Below are 21,837 nucleotides of genomic sequence, written 5' to 3'. Positions count from 1 at the left end.
GGTGCTTTTTTTGTTTCAGCCCCCGGATTGCGAATCTGCCCCATGTTCGCCACGGCTGAGCAACAATCTGATCAGGCAGCCACTGCCATCCGATAACAGCAACGGAAAATGCCGTCCCCCTGTTTCCCGTCTTCACGAGCTGTACCATGGGCTCCTGACATTCACGACCTGCCAAACCCAAGCCGACGGCTAGCGCCCCGAGAGACCGCCACCATGCAAGCAGACTTTCGCCCCAAGCAGATCTACGAGCAGGTTGCCGACCAGATCCGCGCCGGCATCCTGAGCGGCCAGTATGCCCACGGCTCGCGCCTGCCCTCCGAGCGTGACCTGGCACAGCGGCTGAAGGTGAGCCGGCCCGCCGTACGCGAAGCGATCGGTGCCTTGCAGAACGAAGGCATGGTGACCACCCGCCATGGCTCAGGCACCTACGTCGCCGATTGCCCGCTGCAGGTGAACGAAGCGGCACCGGACTATGCCGGGCTGCCGCCGGTGGATGCCGACTTCAGCCCCATCAGCACCCTCGAAGTACGCTTGCTGATCGAACCGGCGATAGCCCGCCTGGCCGCCCGCCGTGCCCAGCGCGACCCATTGGCCGAGCGCTACCTGGAACAGATGATCGATGTGAAGGACATCGGCGATCCGCTGCAACAAGCGCGCTGGAGCGAAGCCGACCGGCTGTTCCACCGCCAGCTCGCGATGATGACCGGCGATATCCTGATTGCCCGGATCGCCGAGGAAATCAACAAGACCATGGAGCAACCGTTGTGGAACCGCCTGCGGGACGACGGGATCTACGACCCCGAACGCATCCAGCTGTATGCGGCGGAACACCGCCTGATCTACGAGGCGATCATCAGCGGCGACGAAGATGCCGCCGCTTTCTACGTCGAAGGCCACCTCAAGCGGGTGCGCCGCGATATCAGCTCGCGGGAATGAGCGAGGGGCCGGCATGGACGTGCCATGCCGGCCCCTCGCACGCTGCGTTCAACGAATCGGCTGGACCTTGAAGGAGCGCTGCATCCGGTAGAGGGTCTGGGCTCCCAGCCATTTGTCAAAGATGGCCTGCATCGCCCCTTCGGCCTCCAGCTCGCGCAACGCCGAGTTCACCGCGACGAGCATGTCCGGCTCGTCTCGACGTATGCCCAGGCCCCAGACTTCCCGGCCGATGGCCGGTTGCAGGATGCTGTACTGCCCGGCCTTGTCACCCAGGCGGTTGAGCAACTTGTGCAGGACCTCCTGCGAAGTGCTGAAACCCGTGACCTTGCCCTGGAGCAATGCGGTGAAGGCGCTGGACACATCCTCGAAGCCGACCGCCGTCGCGCCCGGCAAGGCCTGCCTGATATAGGCCTCGCTGATGCTGCCCTTGACGTAGCTGATGCGCTTGCCATCCAGCTCGCCGAGGGCGGTGATGCCCCGACCGGCCCTGACCGCCAGCACGTTCTCGCTCACATAGTAGGCATCGGAAAATGCCACCTGCTCGGCGCGTAGCGGCGTATGGGCCAGCCCCGCGCCGAGCACATCCATGTGGCCCTGTTGCAACTCGGCGATACGGGCCTCGATGGATACCGGCTTGATCTCGACCTTCGCTCCCAGCTTGCCGGCCACCGCCTGGCAAACGTCCACGTCATAACCGACCACCGAGCGCGTCTTCACGTCCGTGTAGCCGAATGGCTCGAAGATATCCAGTACGCCGCAGACCAGCACTGCGCGAGCCTTGACCTCGTCCAGTTGCGCGGCCTGGACGCCAGTCGCCCCCAGCAACAGGCAAGTGGCAATGGCAGAACCCCACGATGAAAAACCGCGTTTCATATCTGTGTCCCCAGGAAGAATAAGCATGGCAATGTCGTGCACGCAGCAGCTAACGCCGCGCTAGCGGACCAGGAAACCGTGCCGCTGCGGGTCACGCTCATCGATGATCCAGTTGCAGAACCCACAGATGTAGGCCGTGCCCGAGACTTCCGGGATAACCGCCTGGAATTCCCCCACCCGGGTTTCTTCGATGACCCTGGCGCTGAACACCGACCCTATTACCGACTCGTTGACCAGCACCTGGTCCCGGTCGATCTGCCCCCGCAGGTAAAGCTGGGCGATACGGCCGCTGGTGCCCGAACCTGTGGGTGAGCGGTCCACCTCGCGGTCGGCGAAGATGCAGCAGTTGGCCTGGGTCGATCCAGGCAGGCGCGGCTCACCGTCGATGATGGTGCCGTAGATGTGGTTGATCTCGGGAATCTCGGGATGCACCACCGGGAACGCGGCATTGGCCGCGCGCTTCACCTCGGCCCCGAACTTCTTCAACTCCTCCACCGCCGACTCGCGGATCGGCAGGCCATGGGGCGCACCGCTGGTATAGAAATAGAAGGCCCCACCGTAGGCGATATCGCCGGTAACCGGACCGTAGCTCGGGGTCTGGACCGTCACGTCGCGACGGTAGATGAACGACGGCACGTTGATGAAGCGCACGCTACCGGCATGCTGGCCATCCCACTCGACGAAGGCTTCGATGAAACCGCAGGGAGCATCGATGCCGACCCGGGTGCGTGGCGACGTCCGCTCGACCCAGCCCAGCTCCACGGCGGCGGTAGCCAGGGCGATGGTGCCGTGGCCGCAGTGGTCGCTGTAGCCTTCGTTGTGCAGGAAGATGATGCCGAAGTCCGCCGTGGGCGAGACCGGCTCGGTGAGGTAGCCGCCATACATGTCGGCATGGCCGCGCGGCTCGAACATCAGGGCCTGGCGGATATCGTCCGCATGGTCCCGTAGCCAGGCACGACGCTCGATGATGGTCTTGCCGGGCAACCTGGGCAGGCCGCAGGTCACGATTCGAAACGGCTCGCCGCCGGTATGGACTTCCACGGTGTTGATGCTGCGGGTGATACGCATGGTCGATTCCCCTTGGACAATGGATTCAGGCGCGCTCGGCCATGAGGTTGGCGAGGGCTACACGGGCAGCCGCCAGGTCCCAGGCGGCGGTACCGACACTCTTGACCACCACCGGACGCCCAGGCTCGACGGCGCCATCCAGCGCACTGGCCAGGGACCTGACCTGGGACCAGTCCACCGCCGCACGCAGCAGGTCCCCGGCCTCGTGGCGAGCACCGGCCGGGTCGTCGGCATAGATCAGGCTGCCGTCGAGCAGGGTCTTGCCCAGCTCGGCCATTTCCGGTTTGAAGGCGCCGACCCCGACGACCAGGCACCCGGCCCGGGCCGGTTGGTTGTAAACCGGCTCGAGGCTGGTGGTCAGGGTGATGACTGCATCGACCTCCGGCATGTCGCCATCCAACGGCTGCAACTGGCCATGCCACTGGCGATTGGCTTCGCAGAACTGCTTGGCGGACGCGAGGTCCAGGCCTCGTACCCAGATCCTGGCCTGGGGATACAGCGCGTTGATGGCCTGGACATGAAACCGCGACTGGGCACCGGTGCCGAAGATCAGGATCCGCTGCACAGGCTGGGGCAGGAAGGTGCGCAGGGCCAGCAGGGTGACGGCGGCGGTGCGGCGCCCAGTCACTTCCGGGCCGTCCAGCAGGCACAGCAGCCTGCCGGTGGCGGCATCGCATACCGTGACATTGCCATGCAAGGTGGGCAGATGGCGCCGGGCATTGGCCTGCTGCACGTTCACCAGCTTGTGGATCGCGATGTCCGGCGCGGTGGCCGGCATGCTGAGCAGCACCCCGCCCTCGCCCAGGGGCACCACCATGCGCTCCGGGCTCAAGATCGAACCGGCCGCCAGTTCCCGCACCGCCCGCCCAAGGGCCTCGACCAACTGCTCGAAGCCCAGCAAGGCGGCGGTCCTGGCCGGGTCGCAGACGATGATTCCCGGAGGGTTCGCCAGCATGGCGGCAATGGATGGATCGTTCATTCTGTTGCTCCTCTATGGATGACTCAGCGGCGACCTATGTCGCAAAGGAACTGCTGCGCCCGGGGATGCCTGGGCGTGTTGAAGAACTCGCCGGGAGGTGCCACCTCCAGCAGGCGGCCCTGGTCCATGAACCACACCACGTCGCTCACCTCCCGGGCGAAGTGCATCTCGTGGGTCACGCAGACCATGGTCATGCCCTCGGCCGCCAGGGCCTTCATCACTGCCAGCACCTCGCCGACCATTTCCGGGTCCAGGGCGCTGGTGGGCTCATCGAACAGCATCACCGGTGGCTGCATGGCCAATGCCCGGGCGATGGCCACGCGCTGTTGCTGGCCACCCGACAGCTGGTTCGGATAGGCCTCGGCCTTGTGCCCCAGGCCGACCTTGTCCAGCAGGCCCAGGGCCAGTTCGCGGGTCGGCGCCGCTGCCGCCTTGCGTACCCACAGTGGCCCGCAGGTGACGTTCTCCAGGACGGACAGGTGGGGAAACAGGTTGAACTGCTGGAACACGAAGCCGATGTGGCTGCGCATGGCATTCACATCCACCTGCCGGCCCTGGACGTCCTGGCCATTGACATGGATGGTCCCCGAGCCAATGGCCTCCAGGCGGTTCATGGTGCGGATCAAGGTGGACTTGCCCGAACCGGACGGCCCGCACAGCACCACCACCTGGCCCTTCTTCACCTGAGCGCTGATGTCCGTGAGCACCTGGTGCTCGCCGTACCACTTGTTCACCTTGTCCAGGGCGATGATGACGCTGGAAGCTGCCAGGGCAGCGTTGTGGTTGTGCATGATCAATACCCCTGGGCCGGAGCCGGGCGTGGTTGGTGGGAAGTGGCGGGCATCCGCCCGTTGTTGCGGGCAAGGCGCGCCTCCAGCAGGCGGGCGGCCTGGGTCAGGGCGAAACAGATGGCGAAATAGGCCAGCGACAGCACCAGGAACACGCTGAAGGGCTCGGTGAGCACCGTGCTGTTGACCTGGTTGGCGGCGTAGGTCAGCTCGTTGACGCCAATCACGTAGCCCAGCGAGGTGTCCTTGATGGTGGTGACGAACTGGCCAACCATGCTCGGCAGCATGTTCCCCAGGGCCTGGGGCAGGATCACCCTGCGGGTCCGGGTCCAGTAGCCCATGCCCAGTGCCGCGGCGGCCTCGCCCTGCCCCTTGGGTAGCGATTCGATGCCCGCCCTGACGATTTCCGCCAGGTACACCGCCTGGAACACCACCAGCGTCACCGCCATGGTGGTGAAGCCGGCAACCGGTCGCCCGAGGATGATCGGCACCACGAAATAGGCCCCGAAGATCAGCATCACCAACGGAATGCTGCGCAGCAGGTAGCCGACGCCCATGGCCGGATAGCGCAGTACCTTCGCGGGGCTGAGCTGGGCCAGGGCCAGCAGTACGCTCAACGGGAACGCCAGGCCGATGCCGATGATCGACAGCAGCAGCGTGGCGACGATGCCGCCCAGCGGGCCATTGGGGTAGGACCCCAGCAGGAACAGCAACCAGTACTCCTGGATGATCTCCAGCATGCTCAGCGCCCCCTGATCCGCAGGTGCCGGCCCAGCCAGCCACCGGCCAGCAACAGGCTCAACGCCACCGCCACATACAGCACGGTGCTGAGCCCATAGGTGGCGAAGATGCGGAAGGTGCCGCTGGCCACCTCCTTGGTGACGTAGGTCAGCTCCATCACCCCGATGACCATGGCCAGGCTGGTGGTCTTCATCAGCATCACGGTGTTGCTCAGCAAAGGGGCGATCGCCACTCGCAGCGCCTGGGGCAGGATCACCCGACGCAGGGCGCCGGCCCGCCCCAGGCCCAGGGCCTGCGCCGCTTCCTGCTGCCCCGCAGCGATGCTGCGCAGGCCGCTGCGGATGTCCTCGGCGAAGTAGGCGCCGTAGTACAGCCCGATGGCGATCAGCGCGAATAACAGCTCGCCGTGATGCTCGTTCAACCACTCCTGGAGAGTCTCGGGCAGCAGGCTGCTCACGCCGAAGTACCACAGGAACAGATGCACCAGGGGCGGGACGTTGCGCTGGTACTCGATGAACGCCATAACCCAGAGGCCGACGAAGCGCCCCCCGGCCAGGCGCAGCAACGTCACCAGCAGGCCGACGGCAAAGGCCAGCAGCCAGCTGCCCAGCGCCAGCATCAGGGTCACCAGCAGTCCCCTGGCCAGGACCTGCCCATATTCGTTCAGGAAGTCCATGCCAGGCTCCCGTTGCGTACGCCACCCGAGCCTGGTTTGGTGGGCTCGGCATCCGGCCAGGCATGCGAGCATGGCAGCCCCGCCCAACCCAGGCCGTGCCCTCGCGGATCGTCCCGTGGCGGCAGGTAGCGCCGCCGGAACACCGCCAGGGCCTTGAGGTATCGTTTTTTGTTGTTCTTGTTCATCGCTGCTCTCCTGCTTGCCCTGGCAACCCGATTGGTGGTTCCAGCGAATACCTGGCGCTGGACCGGCAGATTCCCGGGTGGGTCTAGGTCATGCCTGGACGGTCAAACTGGTTCAACAAAAACCATTAACTGGTTATTTTCCGATCCAGACTGCTGCATTCTCAAGCAAAGCCCCGGGAAAAAAGATCAGAAACTTCCCAAACCCCGTTAAGATCCGGTCAGTCAAAGGCCGTAAAAGCGACGTATGTCCCTGGCTGCAAGGTGAAACCCGGAGAAGCAACTGGTAATCAACAATGACCAAATGATCACCTGGCGTGGTACCGCCCCCATCCGTAGCCAGTGAGCCTGATCGCCTGCATTTGAAATACGCGGCGGCGCCCGACAGAATCGCCCCCCGATCCGGCTCGAGATGTGGCGGGCCCACGCAAGAAAGAGGTTGCAGTTGAACGAACAGACATTGTCCATGCGCCTGGAGCGCGTCGCGGCCCAGGTACCGGCCGGGGCGCGCCTGGCCGATATCGGCTCGGACCACGGCTACCTGCCGCTGGCGTTGTTGCGCCGTGGCGCCATCGAGAGGGCAGTGGCTGGCGAGGTGGCGCTGACGCCCTTCCACTCGGCCCAACGCAGCGCTCGTGCCAGTGGTTTCGGCCAACGCATCAGCGTGCGCCTGGCCAACGGCCTGGCGGCAATCGAGCCGGGGGACGGGATCACCGCCATCAGCTTCTGCGGCATGGGTGGCGAGACCATCCGCGACATCCTTGAGGCCGGCAAGGCACGCCTCAATGGCCGCGAGCGCCTGGTCATGCAGCCCAACGGCGGCGAACAACCGCTGCGTCAATGGCTGATGGACAACGGCTACGCCATCCTTTTCGAAGAGGTGCTGCGCGAGAACCGCTTCGACTACGAGATCATCGTCGCCGAGCGCGGCGCCAGCCCAAGCTACAGCGCCGAGCAGCTGTACTTCGGCCCGCTGCAGATGCAGGAGCGCAGCCCGGCATTCCTGGCCAAGTGGCAGCGCAAGTTGCGCCAGAAGCACAAGATCCTGGCCCACTTCGCCCGGGCGCAGCAGGCGGTGCCCGAGGAGAAACTCCAGGACACCCAGCGCAAGGCCCGCTGGATCAGCGAGCTGCTGGCCTGAGTCCGCAGCGCTGCTTTCACTGGTAAAACCCGCTGTGTATCATCGCCCCAGGTCGATGCTACCTGCCGCTCGCATCCGCAAGGAATGGTGAAAGCATCGCTGTCCCCCCTACCCTGTCGTCACTCTTGACAGTCGAGGCCCGGCAACGCGAGCACCCCTGCACCTCGGCGAACAGGAGCAACGATGATCACTCTCGAACACGCCAAGCAAATGGCCAAGCGCCTGCGCACCGCGCTCGCTTCCCACGACCAATCGATAAGCCACGCCACCGCGCTGGAAAGCGTGGCCCGGCAACTGGGCTACAAGGACTGGAACACCGCCGCCGCAGCCCTGCCCCAGGAACAACCCCAGGGGATCAGCTTCGACAAGGCCATCCCGATCCTGCGGATGTTCGACGAAGCCAAGGCTCGCGAGTTCTACCTCGATTTCCTTGGGTTCACCGTGGAGTTCGAACACCGCTTCGAAGCCGACCTGCCGCTGTACCTGGGCATCAGCCGCAATGGCCTGCAACTGCATCTGTCCGAGCACCATGGCGATGCCAGCCCCGGGGCGACGATCTTCGTGCCGATGCACAACATCGAACAGCTGCGCGATGAACTGCAAGCCAAGCGCTACGGCTACGGCCGCCCCGATATCGTCGAAGAAGACTGGGGCAAGACCCTGGAAGTCTACGACCCCTTCGGCAATCGCATCCGCTTCTGCCAGGGCTGATCCTGCGCCGACCATCCAGAGCGCAAGCGAGCCGTACCACGGGCAGGCCCAGTGCCTGCCCGTGGACGCTCATGGGCTGGGGTTTCAGAAGTCCACCGAGGCGGACAGCTCGAAGGTGCGTGGTGCACCCAGGCCCAGGCTGGTGGTCAGCGGCATTCCCCAGTAGGCCTTGTTGGTGAGGTTGCTGACGTTGCCCCGCAGGGTCACCGGGCGGTTGGCGACCTGGGTGGCGTAGCGGGCGCCCACGTCGAACAGGGTGTAGCCGGGAATCGACTGCTGGTTGTCGGCGCTGATGTACTGCTTGGACAACGCCGTGGCGTTGGCGGTCAGCGTCAGGCCCTGCAGCACCGGGGTATCCCATTCCACGCCGAGCTTGCCTTGCAGTTCGGGATAGCCAGTGGCGTTCTTGCCGTCGTTGCGGCCGCCCTCGGTCTTGGTCAGCTTGGGGTCGACATGGGCGACGCCGCCCATCAACCGCACGTCGTCCAGCGGCGCCCCGAAGAAGCCCCACTCCACCCCGCGGTTACGCTGTTCGCCCCCCATGGAGTAGATGTTGGTGGCCGGATCGGTGTAGCTGCCCGGACGGGTGATCTCGTACAACGCCAGGGTATGGGTGAAGGAGCCCAGGTCGAGCTTCAGGCCGACTTCCTTCTGCTTGGTCTTGTAGGGCGCGAAGATCGCGCCGGCGTTGGCTGCGGTCAGCGGCGCCGTGCCGCCTTTGCTCAGGCCCTCGATGTAATTGGCATACAGCGACAGGTCGTCGGTGGCCTTGAACAGCACCGCGGCCGCCGGGGTGGTGGCGCTTTCGTCATAGCGCGAGGTGCGCTTGCCGGTGCTGACGCTGAAGGTATCGCTGAGCACCTCCTGGCGGCGCACGCCCAGGGTCAGTTGCAGGCGATCGTCCAGCACCGACAAGGTATCGGCCACGCCGTAGCTGCGCAGGCGGCTCTCGCTGTGCATGATCAGCGGCCAGCTGGTGGGCGCCTTGGGACCCCAGGTCGGGTGGTAGATATTGGTGGTCCAGTCGGCACCGGGCACCGAGCGACGCCCCCAATCCTTCTTCTTGTCCGAGTACTGGGTAGCGTTCAACGACCACTGGTGCTTGATCTCGCCCGTCTGGAACTGGCCCTTGAGGCCGGTTTCTGCCGAGACCTTGCGCACCTGGAACTTCAACTGGCCCATGCTGCTGCGCAGGTCGCCGGCATCGTTGATCACCGTGGCGATCATGGCGCCGTTGTAGGCGTAGTCGCTCTTGCTGCTGCCTACCGCGGCGTAGGCGGTCAGTTGTTCACTGAGGTCGAACTCGCCACGCAGGATCGCGCCCTTGTCCTTGCTTTCCACCGTCGCCCAGTCGGGGTTGAGCAGCGAACCGGCCTTGGGCGGTCTGGGCACCGCAACCCCGGCAACCAGGCCCATCCCACGGTTCTGGCCAGTGATGCGCTGGTCGGCGTCGTACAGGTCAAGGGACAACCGCGCACGCTCGCCCCGCCAGTCCAGGGCCAATGACGCCAGGTCGGCTTTCTGCTTCTGGTGGTCGGTGGCCGCATCGCCTTCGCGGTGGACGCCGTTGAAACGCACGCCGAACTGCTGGTCCTGGCCAAAGCGCCGGCCCATGTCCAGGTGCCCCCCGAGCTGCGAGTCGGACATGTAGCTGCCGGTCAGGCGTGTCAGCGGTTCGTTGCCGGCACGCTTGGGCACCAGGTTGACCGTGCCGCCCACCGAGCCGCCTGGCGGCATGCCGTTGAGCAGCGCCGAGGGGCCCTTGAGCACTTCGATGCGCTCGTACATTTCAGGGGACACGCGATAGAACGGCGCCATGCCGAACAACCCGTCGACGGTCACGTCGCTGATGTCCGAGGCGAAGCCGCGAATCGAGTAGTTCTCGCTGAAGGTGCCGGTCAAGCCGTTGCTGAACACCGCCGGATCGGTGGCGGCGATCACATCGGTGATGCTCTTGGCCTGGCGGTCCTCGATGTATTTCTCGGTGTAGCTGATGGTGCTGAACGGGGTCTCCATGAAGTCCTTGTTGCCCAGCAAGCCGAGCTTGCCGCCAGAGGCCACCTGCTCCCCCGCGTAGGCCGGTGGCAGGCTGGAGACGGCTTCGCCCTGGATCGTGGTGGCGGGCAACGCCAGTGCCCGGTCCTGGGTCGCTTCGGCCGGCTCGCGAACCTCTGCGCCCGCCGGCGCCGCCAGCGTGGCCAGGACCCCCAGGGCCAGCCCCGCCAGCCCGCGGTGGACGCCGACGGCCAGGGGTTTGGCGACCAAAGCCTGGGAAAGGTGTGCATTACGATGGAAAGAATGACGGTGAGTCACGCTACAGCTCCGTTGAAGTGAAAATGCGGTGTTTTTCTGATTAGTTGGCTTGATTCGAATGCAAGAGCTAAGGCTGTTGATAATCACTTGCTACCACGCAAATGCCGCGAACAGCCCTTAGCTCGAAGTCAGGGCTGATAACCCTTGATGACGTCGTCGATCATCAGCTTCACCGAGGTCGGGCTGGCGGCGGTGACGTACCAGGCCTGGGCATCGGCAAAGACCACACGGCCGTTCTTCCAGGCGTTGGTCTGGCGCAGCAGCGGGTTGTCCAGGCTCAGGGCATCCAGGGCCGGGCGCCCTTCCATCACGGCGGTGCGGTCCACCACGTAGAGGATGTCGGGGTTGGCCTGCTGGATGAATTCGCTGGAGATCGGCTGGCCATGCAGGCCGGTCTCGCCCTCGGGGCTGGCCGGTTTCACCCCCAGCGCATCGAAGATGAAGCCATAGCGCGAATGCGCGCCGAAGGAGCTGAAGGCGCCGTTGTTATGCAGCACGATCAAGGCGCGCTCAGGGCGGCCTGCCGTGACCTGCCGGGCCTGCTGCACCTTGGCCTCCAGTTGCGCGGCCTGCTCCCGGGCCTGTTGCTGCTTGCCGAAGATCTCGCCGAGGCTCGCCAGGTGCTCCTTGATGACCTCGATATGCCGGCCCTGGCTGTCGCGGTAATCCACATCGAAATGCACCGTGGGCGCGATTGCGCTCAGCTCCTGGTAGTGGCTGGCCTGCAGTGAGGTGATCAGGATCAGGTCCGGCTTCACGGCATAGATCCGCTCCAGGTTGGGCTGGACGATCGCCCCCAGGTCCTCGACCTGGGCCGCCTGCTTGTACCGGTCCAGGAAGTGCGGGATGAAATCCTTGGGCATGCCGGCCACGGGGATACCCAGCTGGTCGAGGAAATCCACTTCGTTCATGTCCAGGGCCACCGTGTGCTGGGGCAGTTGCTCCACCAGCGTGGCGCCCAGCTGGTGCCGGACCGTGACCGGGGTGTAGGCCGGGGCCTGGTTGGCAGCAGCCGGAGCCTGGCCCGTTGCGGGCGAGGTGGCGGTTTTATCCTGGCAGCCCTGCCCGGCCAGGATCGCGGCCACCAACAGGGCCAACGTCCCATACCTGCTTGCGTGATGTCGGGTCATTTCAGTTCTCTTGCGGGGTTGAAGTAGTTGCACAGGTAGCCGCGAGCGTCATGGCTGATGCTGAAATCCAGCCCGTAGAGCTCTCGCAGCCGCTCTTCGGTCAGCACCTGGGCGACGCTGCCAGCGGCGTGCACGGCGCCCTTTTTCATCGCCACGATGTGGTCCGAGTAGTTGGCGGCGAAGTTGATGTCGTGCACCACCAGCACCACCGTGCGCCCCTGCTCGTCGCACAGCCGGCGCAGGGCGCGCATGATCTGCACCGCATGCTTGATGTCGAGGTTGTTCAGCGGCTCGTCCAACAGCAGGTAGTCGGTCTGCTGGGCGATGGTCATGGCCAGGAACGCCATCTGCCGCTGGCCACCGCTGAGTTCATCGAGAAAGGCCCCGCGCAGCTCCTGCAGCGAGAGGAAGGCAATGGCCTCGTCGATCGCCTGCTGGTCGGCCCGGGTCAGGGCCCCACGGCTGTAGGGAAAGCGCCCGAAGGCCACCAGTTCCTCGACCGTCAGGCGCAGGTTGAAGTCCGGCGCCTGGCGCAGGGTGGCCACCGTGCGGGCGTAGTCGCCGATGGCCATGCCACGGGTATCGCGGCCCGCCACCAGGATGTTGCCGCGAGTCGGCTCCAGCAGCCGCGCGATCATCATCAGCAGGGTCGACTTGCCCGCGCCGTTGGGACCGATCAGCGAGGTCAGGCGGCGGGCCGGGAACTGCACGTTGACCTCGTGCAGTACCGTCTTGGCGCCGTAGCTCTTGTGAAGGTCGTGGACAGTGATCATGCAGCTCCTCGGGTACGCAGCATCAGGGCCAGGAAGTAAGCGCCACACAACAGGTTGACCAGCAGGCCCACGGTGGTCTTGTAGTTGAACAGGTGCTCGACCATCAGCTGAGCGAGCAGGAACAGGCCCACGGCGATGGCGCAGCCCAGGGGCAGCGTGACCCGGTGGCGGAAGGTCCCGGCCAGGGCATAGGCGATGTTCGCCACGAATACCCCCATGAAGGCCACGGGCCCCAGCAGGCTGGTGGACACCGCCACCAGGCCGGCGATCAGCGCCAGTTGCAGGCGCACGCAGCGTTGGTAGTCGACCCCCAGGGAGATCGCCTGGTCGCGCCCCAGCGCCAGCACATCGAGGGTCGCCAGGGTCTTGCGCCCTGCCAGGCACAGCCCCGCCACCAGCAACCCGGCGTACAGCAACTGCTGGGGCTGCACGCGGTTGAACGAGGCCTGGCTGAACCCCAGCAGCATGGAGAACTCCCCAGGGCTGGCCTGGTACTGGACGAACTGGGTGAAGGTACCGATGACCATGGTCAGCACCAGCCCCACCAGCAGCAGGAAGAACAGGTCGCGCCGGCCATCGCCAAACAGCCAGCGGTGCAGCGCCCAGGAGTAGGCCAGCATCAGCAGCACCGACAACCCGAAGTTGCCATGGGCGCCCAGCACCAGCAGGCCGGACATGCCCAGCACCGCCACCAATACCGCCTGCAACAGCAGGTACACCGCCTCGTAGCCCATGATCGCCGGGGTCAGGATGCGGTTGCAGGTCAAGGTCTGGAAGGCGATCGACGACCAGGCGACGCACACCCCGCCGATCACCATCGCCCCCAGCCGGACCAGGCGCCTGGGGATCACCTGGGCAAAATCCAGCCCCGAGCCCAGCAACAGGAACAGCAGCGCCAGGGCGCACACCGCGAGCCACACCCCATAGTGCGAAGGCTTCATCGGCGCCCCCGTACCAGCAGGATCAGGAACAGCACGCCGCCGAGGCATCCGGCCGTCAGGCCGATGGGCACTTCGTAGGGGTAGATGACCAGGCGCCCCACCAGGTCGCAGACCAGCAGCAGCGATGCGCCGCCCAGGGCCACCAGCGGCAGGGTCCGGCCCAGCTGGTCACCGTGGCGCAGGGCGACCAGCTGCGGGATCACCAGGCCGACGAAGGGAATCGAGCCCACGGTGATCACCGTGGCCGATACAGTCACGGCCACCAGCAGCAACCCCAGGGCCACCGTCGCCGGATAATTCAGGCCCAGACTCGCGGCCATGCCCTCGCCCATGCCGAGCACGGTGAAACGCTGGGCATACAGATAGGCCAGGGCCACGATCGGCAAGATCAGGTAGATGATTTCGTAGTGGCCCTGGACCACCCGGGAGAAGTCCCCGAGCAACCAGCCCTGCATGCTTTGCAGCACGTTATGGCGATAGGCGTAGGACTCGGCGAGGGCGCTCAGCACGCCGCCATACATCAGGCCGATCACCGGCACCAATGCTGCGCTGCGCAACGGCACGCGGCGGATGATCAGGACGAACGCCAGGCTCGCGGCGAAGCACACCCCCAGGGCGAACAGCATGCGTCCCAGGGTGCCGGCGCCCGGCAGCAGCACCAGCGACAGCAGGATGCCCAGCTTGGCCGCATCCAGGCCGCCGGTGGTGGCCGGTTCGACGAACTTGTTGCGCACGATGTGCTGCAGGATCACCCCGCACACCGCCAGCCCCACACCGCTGAGCACCAGCGCCATCAACCGTGGCAGGCGGCTGGCGGTGAGGGTCAGCCAGGCATCGCCGGCCCCGGACAACAGCTGCCCCAGGGAGAACTGCCGGGCGCCCACCAGCAACGAGGCGCCGCAGAGGATGACGAAGGCCCCCAGCCAGCTGGCGCGCATCAGCGGGACGCTCCGATCCGCCAGCCCTGGGCGGCGCCACGCTGGTCGAGCAAACGCGCGTAGTACCCCGGCCTGGCACGCAGCTCATCCGGCGTTCCCTGCTCCACCACCCGTCCCTGCTCCAGCACTACGATCTGGTCGGCCATGGCCACCGTCGACAGCTGGTGGGCGATGACCACCAGTGTGCACTGGCCACGCAACCTGGCCAGGGCCTGGGCGATGACCGCCTGGTTTTCGGCATCCAGGGCCGCGGTGGCTTCGTCCACCAGGAGGATCGGCGCCTGCTTGAGCAGCGCCCGGGCAATGGCGATGCGCTGGCGCTCGCCTCCCGACAAGCGCGCCCCGCCCTCGCCCACCTGGGTGTCGATACCCTGGGCCAGGCGCTCGATGATCTCCACCACGCCGGCCTGGCGCGCGGCCTCCATGACCTGGGCGGCGCTGGCCTCGGGGTCGCCCAGGCGGATGTTGTCGGCAATGCTGCCCTGGAACAGGTAGGAATCCTGGAAGATCTGGCTGATGTGCCCGGCCAGTTGCGCCTCGGACATCTGCCGCACATCCGCGCCACCGACCCGCACGCTGCCCTGGCCGACCTCGAAGAACCGCGCGATCAGCCTGGCCAGGGTGGTCTTGCCCGAACCCGACGCGCCGATCAACGCAGTCATGCTGCCCGGCGCCAGGCGCAGGCTGACGTCCCGCAGGACCTCGGGCTGCCCGGGGCCATAGGCGAAGCTCACGCCTTGCAGTTCGACCGAGGCATCGCCCGGCGCCTGGGGCGACCGGGCCTGGGCCAGAGGCGGCACGGCGAGGATCTGGCTGGCCTCTTCGAGCTGGCCCAGGGCCCCGCGCAGGGTCTCGCCATAGCTGGCCAGTTCCAGCAGCGGATCGACGAAACGGCTGACCACTACCAGGGTCACCGCCAGGGCGATGGCCGGGCCGGTTTCCAGGCCCAGGCCCAACAGACGTTCGAGCCACAGGCCGGCACTCACCAGCAAGGCGGCGAAGATGCCCTGGACCACCCAGGTGTTGAGCACCGAGGATAATGACGACAGGTAGATCAAGCGCCCGGCGGACTGGCGCTGCTGGTCGATGGCCTGGCGCAGCAAGCGCGTGCCGCCCTGCTCGCCGTTGAACGCACGCAGCACCGACTGGGCCTGGGCGAACTCCACCATGCGCTGGCTGGTCTTGGCGAAATGCGCATGGAAAGCGCTATCGGCGCGGCGCCCCAGGCGGGTCGAGAACGACACCGCGAGCGCCAGCAGCGGCAAGGCCAGGAGGGCCAGCAATCCGGTCGGCCAGTGCAACACGCCCAGGGCGACGACCATCGCCAAGGGGGTCATCGCGGCACTGATCAGGGGCGTGAACACATGGGCCGGCAACTGCGCGATGGCCATCATGCCCTGGGTGATGACGTGTCCCAGCCGGGCGTTGTGCTCGGGCGTGAACCAGCCCACCGGCAGCCGGGCGATATGCTCGCCCATGCGCAAGCGCACGCCTTGCAGGACGGCGACGCCTACCGCGACCCCGGCGCGCTCCACCCGGCGCCGCCAAAGCCAGCACAGCAGCACACCGGCCAGCAACAACGCCAGCCAGGCACTGGCGCCTCGGGTATCACCGGCCAGCAAGCGGCCGAGCAATGGCACCAGGACGGTGATGGTCAGGCCGCTGAGCAGGCCATAGCCCACCGCCATCCAGGCATAGCGACGCAATACCGGGACATCCTCGCCCAGCAGTTGGATGAAGGTCTTCAGCATGGTTGTGCTACCTGTTCCTTGCGGTTGTCGCCATAGCCACCGAGCCTCCAGAGCCGTGCGTACAGCCCTCCTTGCTCGAGCAACTGGGAGTGCCGGCCCTGTTCACGGACCCGGCCGTTGTCGAGCACCACGATGCGCTCGGCGTGCATCACGGTATCCAGTCGATGGGCGATCACCAGCAGGGTGCGGCCCTGGGAGAAACGCGCCAGTGCTTCCTGGATCGCCACCTGGCTTTCGGCATCCGCCGCGGCCGTGGCTTCGTCGAGCACCAGCACCGGCGGGTCGAGCAGTACGGCGCGGGCGATGCTCAGGCGTTGCTGCTCACCCCCGGAAAAGTGCGCGTCCTCGCCCACCACCGAGTCGTAGCCCCGGGGCAAGCGCAGGATCTGCTCATGGATATTGGCCAGGCGCGCGGCCGCTTCGATCTCCTGGCGGCTGGCCAAGGGTTTGCCCAGGGCGATGTTCTCGCCGACGCTGGCGTGGATCAGGCGCACGTCCTGCAATACGAAGCCGATATGGCGGTAGAGGCTGGCGCTGTCGAGTTGGCGCAGGTCGACGCCCCCCAGGGTGATGCGCCCGGCACTGGGGTCGAAGAAACGCAGCAGCAGGCGCGCCAGGGTCGACTTGCCGGCCCCGGAAGGCCCGACGATGGCGGTGGTGGTACCAGGTTCGAGCACCAGGTCGATGTCCGCCAGCACCGGATGCTCGGGGTCGTAGCCATAGCTCACCCGCTCCAGGCGCAGTTCATTGCCCTGGGGCTGTTGCCCGGTACCGGGGGCTGGCTGCTCCAGCACCGGAGTCTGCAGCAAGGCCTGCACCCGCTGGGCCGCGCCGGTGGCACTGCCCAGGTCGTGCAGGATGTAGTGCAGCAACAATACCGGCGCGCACAATCCCGGGGTCACCAGGGCGAAGGGCAGCACGTCCAGCGGCGTGGCCCAGCCCTGGCTCACGAACAAGGTGCCGCAGGCCAGCACCACCCCCAGTACCGAGACTGGGGCGACCATCGCGTTGGCGTTGGCCATGGCCGCCACCAGCGGACGGGTGAAGGCAATGAAGGTTTGGGCAAAGGCGTCGATCGCCTCGCGGTAGCGCACATGGGCCTGGCCACTGCTGCCGAAGGCCTTGATCACCGGGATGCCGTTGACGAATTCGACCACCGCATTGTCGATGCGCCCAAGGCCAGTGACGATCTCCTGCATGTTGGCGCCACTGGACTTCATGGCCCGGCCCAGGAACACGAAGAACCCGGGGAACGGCAGCAGCGAGAGCAGCGCCAGGCGCCAGTCCATGGCGAACAGGTAGATCACCCCGATCAGCAACGCACCGCCGGCACGGCCCAAGGTGGTGAAGAAGTGCGCCGTCAGGTTGTGCAGCGTGCCGATGTCGTCCTGCATCGCCCGCTTGACCTCCCCCGAGGCGCGCTCGGTGAACCAGCCCAGCGGCACCAGGGCCAGGCGCTGGACGATCGCCAGGCGCAATTGATGGGTGATGCGGTTGTCGGCCAGGTGCGCCTGCAACTCGCCAGCGCAGAGCAGCGCCATGCCGCAGAACAGGCTCGCCACGCCCACCAGCAACAGCCAGCCAATATCGCCGGCCACATGGGTGGCATCGCCCAGGGCCAGCCTGGCGATGCGTTCGATAACGGCCAAGGGAACCAGGGTCAGCATCGATCCACTGGCGGACAGGGCCGCCGCCGTGATCAGCCGACCGCGCACGGGAGTCAAGACCTGGCTGATCGGACCCTGGGCCTTGGAGTGGGCCGAGGTCGCGTCATGGGTGCTCATAGATGAAGTTTTCCAGACATTCGAAGACCGGCCTGCTCCGCGAACGGAGCCGGGAAAACCCTGGCCGGGGATAGCTCATGGATGGATCTGAGAATCAGAACCATTTAGTTGCATGACTATAAACTAATTTGCCAAAACCAGACAAGGCAGCTACAAGTCATGCCTCATCGAGCCAGGACCTCTCCATGGAACCGCCACAGAAAACCCCGGCGCGCGGGCGCCCGCGCACCATCACCCGGGAACGGATCGCCGATGCCGGCATCGGTATCGGCCTGTCGAACATCACTTTCGTCGGCGTCGCCGCCGCCCTGGGCGTCAGCCACATGGCGCTGTACAAGCACATCGCGGGACTCGATGCGCTCAAGAGCCTGATCGCCGAGGAGCTGTTCCAGCGCTGGCAGATTCCCCGGGCCAACGCCGAACAGCGCACCAGCCTCAAGGACTACCTGATCCTGTTCGCCACTTCGGCCCGGGAGTTCGTCAAGGCGCATCCGGGGCTGACGCCCTACATGATCCGCCGGCTGGCAGCGACCCAGCCGATGCTGGACAAGATCATCGAGCACCAGCTGCATATCGCCCAGGCCTACGACATCGACCCGCTGCAGGCCCGCTGGCTGCTGGCCACGGTGGCGTTCCACTGCTTCGCCGTGGCCGATACGGTGTATGCGGTGTCAGGCCAAGAGCCGGAACTGGAGGCTGATCGCCTGGCGGAAGTGGCGGAGATGGAGGCCGAACTGATCCAGGGCATGCATGCGCTGATCGTCGGCGCCCTGGCCCTGCTCGAGGAAGGCCTGATTCCAGGTTCCTGAGCCAACTTCCCGCCCTCCCAGCGGCCTACCGGAACAAGGACCGGAACATGCTGTTTCACGATTTCGTGCTAGGACACATCGAGGTGCAAGTACAGGGCCGCGCCCACGACCTGCACAACTTCTACCAGGCCGAGCATATCCGGTACGACGTCACGAGCCGCACCCTGGCCCTGCACTTTCGCCGATGGCCAGAACCCTGGGTGCCTCCCGAGGAGCCCGAGGCGATCGACCTGCTCTTCAGCGGCGTGAGCTATTTCTCGGCCGATGGCCGTGATTGCGCCTGGGACCCGGAGGACGATCGTTGCCTGCACGCCATCGGCGTGGTCCCGCAGGACGCCGCCACCGGTGAGTTCTACCTCAGCGACGACTTTCCCGCCGATCACCACCTGGTGATCGAGTTCCAGTCGGGGCTGATCCTGCGCCTGCAAGCCGAAGAGGCGCGGTGCAGCTTGCTGCCCTGATCATCCGCAAGGCATTGCCACCGACTATCCAGGGCTAGCCACCGGCCGAGATGCTCGCTGCCGCAGCCTGGCTCGGCCGGTGGCTGGCCCGCATCGGTAGCGACCAGGATCGACAACGACTCCAGGCACCCATGATCCGGCGCGCCCTGTCACTTGGCAGTCCAGTGGCCTCCTGTCTTGGTACCAGCCCCTGGTCTAGCAGGCGATGGGTTCTGCGCTTCGCCCAGGGCCGATGAATGATCAGGTAGAAGGCTGCGCTGCCCGCCCCCTAACCAACGCTCCCCCTCCCCTGAAGAGGCGAGTTTTCTGCTCGCGACCATATGCACTTAAAACTATTGCAGATGGTTCGAATCATCTGCAAGAATAAAAACTGCAGTATCCGCAAGTGCCTCTGTAGTCACCGCAAGTTCGGAGGATGGGCGCATCACCCATCCGGCAGGCCCGGGTAGCGTCGCGGTGAACCCAGGATCGCAAGCGCCTATTGCTCGAACGCCGGCATCGAGCCGGCAAGACCAATCGCAACTGCCGTGACCGATATCACCAGCGGCTTAAGGAGATTTGCAATGACCGATACAGATGCTCGCGTCTGGTTCATCACCGGGGCTTCATCGGGGCTGGGCGAAGCGCTCGCGCGCCATGTGTTGTCACGGGGCCATCGTGCGGTAGTCACCGCGCGCGATAGCGCATGGCTACAGCACCTGGTCAGTCAATTCGGCGAGGACCAAGTACTGGCACTCACGCTCGAAGTGACACGCCCAGCCGACATCGACGCCGGCGTGGCCGCGGCGATCGAGCGCTTCGGGCGAATCGACGTGCTGGTGAACAATGCCGGCACCATCCTCTTCGGGATGATCGAAGACGGCGACATTGCCGGCGCACGCGCATTGTTCAATACCAATGTCTGGGGTCTGACCGCGATGACGCGCGCGGTGCTTCCGGGCATGCGGGCACGTCGCTCGGGCACCATCGTCAATATCTCCTCGAAAGCCGGGATCGCAGGTTTCGCCACGACCGGTTTCTACTCGGCCTCGAAGTTCGCCGTCGAGGGCCTGTCCGAAGCGCTGGCGCAAGAAGTGGCGCCACTGGGAATCAAAGTCCTGATCGCAGCACCCGGTGCTTTCCCTACCGGTATCAGCGACGCCCCCCTCGCAAGCTTTGCAGCCTCGGCAACCAATGAGGACTACCGCGCAATGAAAGAAGAAACCGTCAACTACATTCAGCAAGCTGGCGATACCGCGCCCGGCGACCCGGCGCGCATCGCAGCGGCGATCTTCAAGGCAGTCCAGGCCGATAACCCTCCACTGCGCCTGCTCCTGGGCAGCGATACCCTCGAACTGGCACGTGGCAAGATCGAGCAACTCGACAAGACCATCGATACCTGGGAGGTCGTGAGCCGTTCGGCTGATGCCATCAAAAAGCAGGCTATCTAGAGCCTGCAACCTGCTGCTGTATCCAGGTTCAAGCCCTGGCGAAATTCGGCTCCCCCTTCTTCTTGAGCGAACGAGGGGGAACTCCACAGCGGCGTCCTGCGGCCAGTGCATGGAGGTTTCCCATCTATGGAGAGTTACTGCAGCGTTGCAATAGAATGTCGTTTTCGTCACGGCCCGCCCCATGATTGATCTTCGCTTTTCCAGCTCGCTGCAAATCATGCTGTCACTCGCCCAGGCCGAGCGGATGGGGATTACCCGGGTCACGTCCAGCGATCTTGCCACCAGCCTTGGCACCAATCCGAGCTTCTTGCGGCAGATGCTCGTGCCGTTGACACAAGGTGGACTCATCAGCTCGACGATGGGCCAACATGGCGGTTCACGGTTGAACCGGCCGGCCGAGGAGATTTCCCTGCGCGATATCCTGCAGGCTGCGATCTCGGGAAAATCGATATTCAAGGCGCGGTGCGACTATCCCACCCAGTGCCTGGTGAGCTGGAATTTCGACAGCTACTTCACCCGGCTCGCACATGATATCGATGAGACGGTATTGCAACGGCTCGGGCAGCAGACATTGGCTGAGGCCCTCGGCGAAATCGACGCGATCGACCAGGCGCGGCCTGATCCGTCCAAGACCTGTAGCGATCGCGCCACCTGACAGGCGACCTGGCGAGACCATGGCCGCCCGGATAAAGACCCAATCGCTCCCGCAGGCACAAGTTCTCAGGGCCCTGATCGGATACCCCTGGCGATACACCAGAAGACAGCCCGCAAGCGCGTGCACTGCGCCTGTTTGTCCCGGCTTCGCTTCGGCAACGGGGTTGCACAACATTTGTGCAACAGCTAAAAACCCAGCTCGCGAACCTGAGAACACAAAGGAACTGTGCATGTCCGAACATCTGCAATCACTCTTTCTCTCGAGCCAGAATTTTTTCCGGGCCAACCCGGGCAAGGCCATGGCGACCTTCTCGGTGACCAGCAGCGGCGACGGTGCGCTGCATCGTCAGGTGAAAATCCGCGAGTTCGTCCTGGATGTCGATGAACCGCAAAACCTGGGGGGAACGAACAAGGGGCCCAACCCCGTGGAGATCGCCCTCGCCTCCCTGGCGACCTGCCAGGAAATCAGCTACCACCTGCATGCCGCCGCCCTGGGGATACCGCTCAAGGAAGTCAGCGTCACCCTTGAAGGAACACTCGATCTCAGGGGGTTCTTCGCGGTCGATGATGAAACCCGCCCCGGCTTCACCGGCATACGCGGGACGGTCAAGTTCGATAGCACGGCGAGTAGAGAGGAGCTCATGGCCCTCAAGGAAAGCGTTGACCACTCTTGCCCGGTCATGGACCTGTTCCGGAACCGGACGCCCGTTGAAATCGCCTTCTAGCCCCCGCGTCGAGTGAGCTGCTCCGGCTCGTTC

General features: G+C 65.3%; 22 protein-coding genes. 8 read left to right on the top strand and 14 right to left on the bottom strand.

All coding sequences use genetic code 11. From position 1 onward, the window contains the following. Positions 1–213: 213 nt before the first annotated feature. A complete protein-coding gene (locus tag C4K40_RS11700) occupies positions 214–936 on the top strand; it encodes a FadR/GntR family transcriptional regulator (protein WP_022643722.1) in 723 nt (240 codons plus the stop codon). Between the two features lie 48 nt (positions 937–984). Here C4K40_RS11700 and C4K40_RS11695 read toward each other — a convergent pair whose 3' ends face one another. The 7 genes from C4K40_RS11695 to C4K40_RS11665 are packed head-to-tail and all read right to left on the bottom strand — an operon-like array spanning position 985 to position 6,246. After that, positions 985–1,809 carry a transporter substrate-binding domain-containing protein gene (locus C4K40_RS11695; protein WP_083456977.1) on the bottom strand — a complete coding sequence of 275 codons (825 nt, stop codon included), beginning with the start codon at positions 1,807–1,809 and terminating at the stop codon, positions 985–987. A 60-nt stretch (positions 1,810–1,869) separates the two neighbouring features. Beyond that, complete coding sequence (lhpH, locus tag C4K40_RS11690; protein ID WP_022643720.1) at positions 1,870–2,877, bottom strand: trans-3-hydroxy-L-proline dehydratase; 1,008 nt, start codon at positions 2,875–2,877, stop codon at positions 1,870–1,872. 25 nt (positions 2,878–2,902) lie between these two features. Then, the gene (gene lhpI / locus C4K40_RS11685) at positions 2,903–3,856 is read right to left on the bottom strand and encodes a bifunctional Delta(1)-pyrroline-2-carboxylate/Delta(1)-piperideine-2-carboxylate reductase (RefSeq protein WP_053136363.1); all 954 of its coding nucleotides are present in this window, start codon (positions 3,854–3,856) and stop codon (positions 2,903–2,905) included. A gap of 23 nt (positions 3,857–3,879) precedes the next feature. Further along, positions 3,880–4,608 (bottom strand): amino acid ABC transporter ATP-binding protein, encoded by a 729-nt coding sequence (locus C4K40_RS11680; protein WP_031321487.1) that lies wholly within the window; start codon positions 4,606–4,608, stop codon positions 3,880–3,882. Between the two features lie 41 nt (positions 4,609–4,649). Continuing rightward, complete coding sequence (locus C4K40_RS11675; RefSeq protein WP_053136364.1) at positions 4,650–5,384, bottom strand: amino acid ABC transporter permease; 735 nt, start codon at positions 5,382–5,384, stop codon at positions 4,650–4,652. 2 nt (positions 5,385–5,386) lie between these two features. Next, positions 5,387–6,061: an amino acid ABC transporter permease gene (locus C4K40_RS11670; protein WP_053136366.1), complete on the bottom strand. Its 675-nt coding sequence runs from the start codon at positions 6,059–6,061 to the stop codon at positions 5,387–5,389. Beyond that, entirely contained in the window at positions 6,049–6,246 is a 198-nt protein-coding gene (locus C4K40_RS11665) for a hypothetical protein (protein WP_022644134.1), read from the bottom strand. The genes C4K40_RS11670 and C4K40_RS11665 overlap by 13 nt, the downstream gene beginning before the upstream one ends. A 442-nt stretch (positions 6,247–6,688) precedes the next feature. Here C4K40_RS11665 and C4K40_RS11660 point away from each other — a divergent pair, with 442 nt between their 5' ends. Both C4K40_RS11660 and C4K40_RS11655 read left to right on the top strand, forming a co-directional pair. Next, positions 6,689–7,384, top strand: a complete 696-nt coding sequence (locus C4K40_RS11660) for a tRNA (adenine(22)-N(1))-methyltransferase TrmK (RefSeq protein ID WP_053136369.1) — start codon at positions 6,689–6,691, stop codon at positions 7,382–7,384. Positions 7,385–7,567: 183 nt separating this feature from the next. Beyond that, a complete protein-coding gene (locus C4K40_RS11655) occupies positions 7,568–8,095 on the top strand; it encodes a glyoxalase superfamily protein (protein WP_053136372.1) in 528 nt (175 codons plus the stop codon). 84 nt (positions 8,096–8,179) lie between these two features. Here C4K40_RS11655 and C4K40_RS11650 read toward each other — a convergent pair whose 3' ends face one another. The 7 genes from C4K40_RS11650 to C4K40_RS11620 form a co-directional block, all read right to left on the bottom strand. After that, complete coding sequence (locus tag C4K40_RS11650; protein ID WP_371263502.1) at positions 8,180–10,408, bottom strand: TonB-dependent siderophore receptor; 2,229 nt, start codon at positions 10,406–10,408, stop codon at positions 8,180–8,182. Positions 10,409–10,536: 128 nt separating this feature from the next. Next, the gene (locus tag C4K40_RS11645; protein ID WP_053136375.1) at positions 10,537–11,538 is read right to left on the bottom strand and encodes a siderophore ABC transporter substrate-binding protein; all 1,002 of its coding nucleotides are present in this window, start codon (positions 11,536–11,538) and stop codon (positions 10,537–10,539) included. Next, positions 11,535–12,311, bottom strand: coding sequence for an ABC transporter ATP-binding protein (locus tag C4K40_RS11640; RefSeq protein ID WP_053136378.1), 777 nt, complete (start codon positions 12,309–12,311; stop codon positions 11,535–11,537). Before C4K40_RS11640 ends, C4K40_RS11645 begins: the two co-directional genes overlap by 4 nt. Further along, the gene (locus C4K40_RS11635) at positions 12,308–13,252 is read right to left on the bottom strand and encodes an iron chelate uptake ABC transporter family permease subunit (RefSeq protein WP_053136380.1); all 945 of its coding nucleotides are present in this window, start codon (positions 13,250–13,252) and stop codon (positions 12,308–12,310) included. The genes C4K40_RS11640 and C4K40_RS11635 overlap by 4 nt, the downstream gene beginning before the upstream one ends. Further along, entirely contained in the window at positions 13,249–14,190 is a 942-nt protein-coding gene (locus C4K40_RS11630; protein WP_053136382.1) for an ABC transporter permease, read from the bottom strand. Before C4K40_RS11630 ends, C4K40_RS11635 begins: the two co-directional genes overlap by 4 nt. Next, positions 14,190–15,941, bottom strand: coding sequence for an ABC transporter ATP-binding protein (locus C4K40_RS11625; protein ID WP_053136386.1), 1,752 nt, complete (start codon positions 15,939–15,941; stop codon positions 14,190–14,192). The genes C4K40_RS11630 and C4K40_RS11625 overlap by 1 nt, the downstream gene beginning before the upstream one ends. Further along, positions 15,935–17,725: an ABC transporter ATP-binding protein gene (locus C4K40_RS11620; RefSeq protein WP_053136388.1), complete on the bottom strand. Its 1,791-nt coding sequence runs from the start codon at positions 17,723–17,725 to the stop codon at positions 15,935–15,937. Before C4K40_RS11620 ends, C4K40_RS11625 begins: the two co-directional genes overlap by 7 nt. A gap of 185 nt (positions 17,726–17,910) precedes the next feature. Between C4K40_RS11620 and C4K40_RS11615 the strand changes: the two genes are divergently transcribed. From C4K40_RS11615 to C4K40_RS31540, 5 genes are all read left to right on the top strand, one after another. Further along, positions 17,911–18,534, top strand: a complete 624-nt coding sequence (locus tag C4K40_RS11615) for a TetR/AcrR family transcriptional regulator (protein ID WP_053136390.1) — start codon at positions 17,911–17,913, stop codon at positions 18,532–18,534. Positions 18,535–18,581: 47 nt separating this feature from the next. After that, positions 18,582–18,995, top strand: coding sequence for a hypothetical protein (locus tag C4K40_RS11610; RefSeq protein ID WP_053136392.1), 414 nt, complete (start codon positions 18,582–18,584; stop codon positions 18,993–18,995). A gap of 563 nt (positions 18,996–19,558) precedes the next feature. Further along, a complete protein-coding gene (locus C4K40_RS11605; protein WP_053136395.1) occupies positions 19,559–20,425 on the top strand; it encodes an oxidoreductase in 867 nt (288 codons plus the stop codon). 181 nt (positions 20,426–20,606) lie between these two features. Beyond that, positions 20,607–21,080, top strand: a complete 474-nt coding sequence (locus tag C4K40_RS11600; protein WP_053136398.1) for an Rrf2 family transcriptional regulator — start codon at positions 20,607–20,609, stop codon at positions 21,078–21,080. A 229-nt stretch (positions 21,081–21,309) separates the two neighbouring features. Beyond that, complete coding sequence (locus tag C4K40_RS31540; RefSeq protein ID WP_053136402.1) at positions 21,310–21,804, top strand: OsmC family protein; 495 nt, start codon at positions 21,310–21,312, stop codon at positions 21,802–21,804. Positions 21,805–21,837 lie beyond the last annotated feature (33 nt).

It is taken from the genome of Pseudomonas sp. CMR5c, assembly GCF_003850545.1.
In the GTDB taxonomy this organism is placed as follows: Bacteria; Pseudomonadota; Gammaproteobacteria; order Pseudomonadales; family Pseudomonadaceae; genus Aquipseudomonas; species Aquipseudomonas piscis.
The sequence above is the reverse complement of the archived record's forward strand: the minus strand, read 5'-3'. Positions and strand labels throughout refer to the sequence as shown.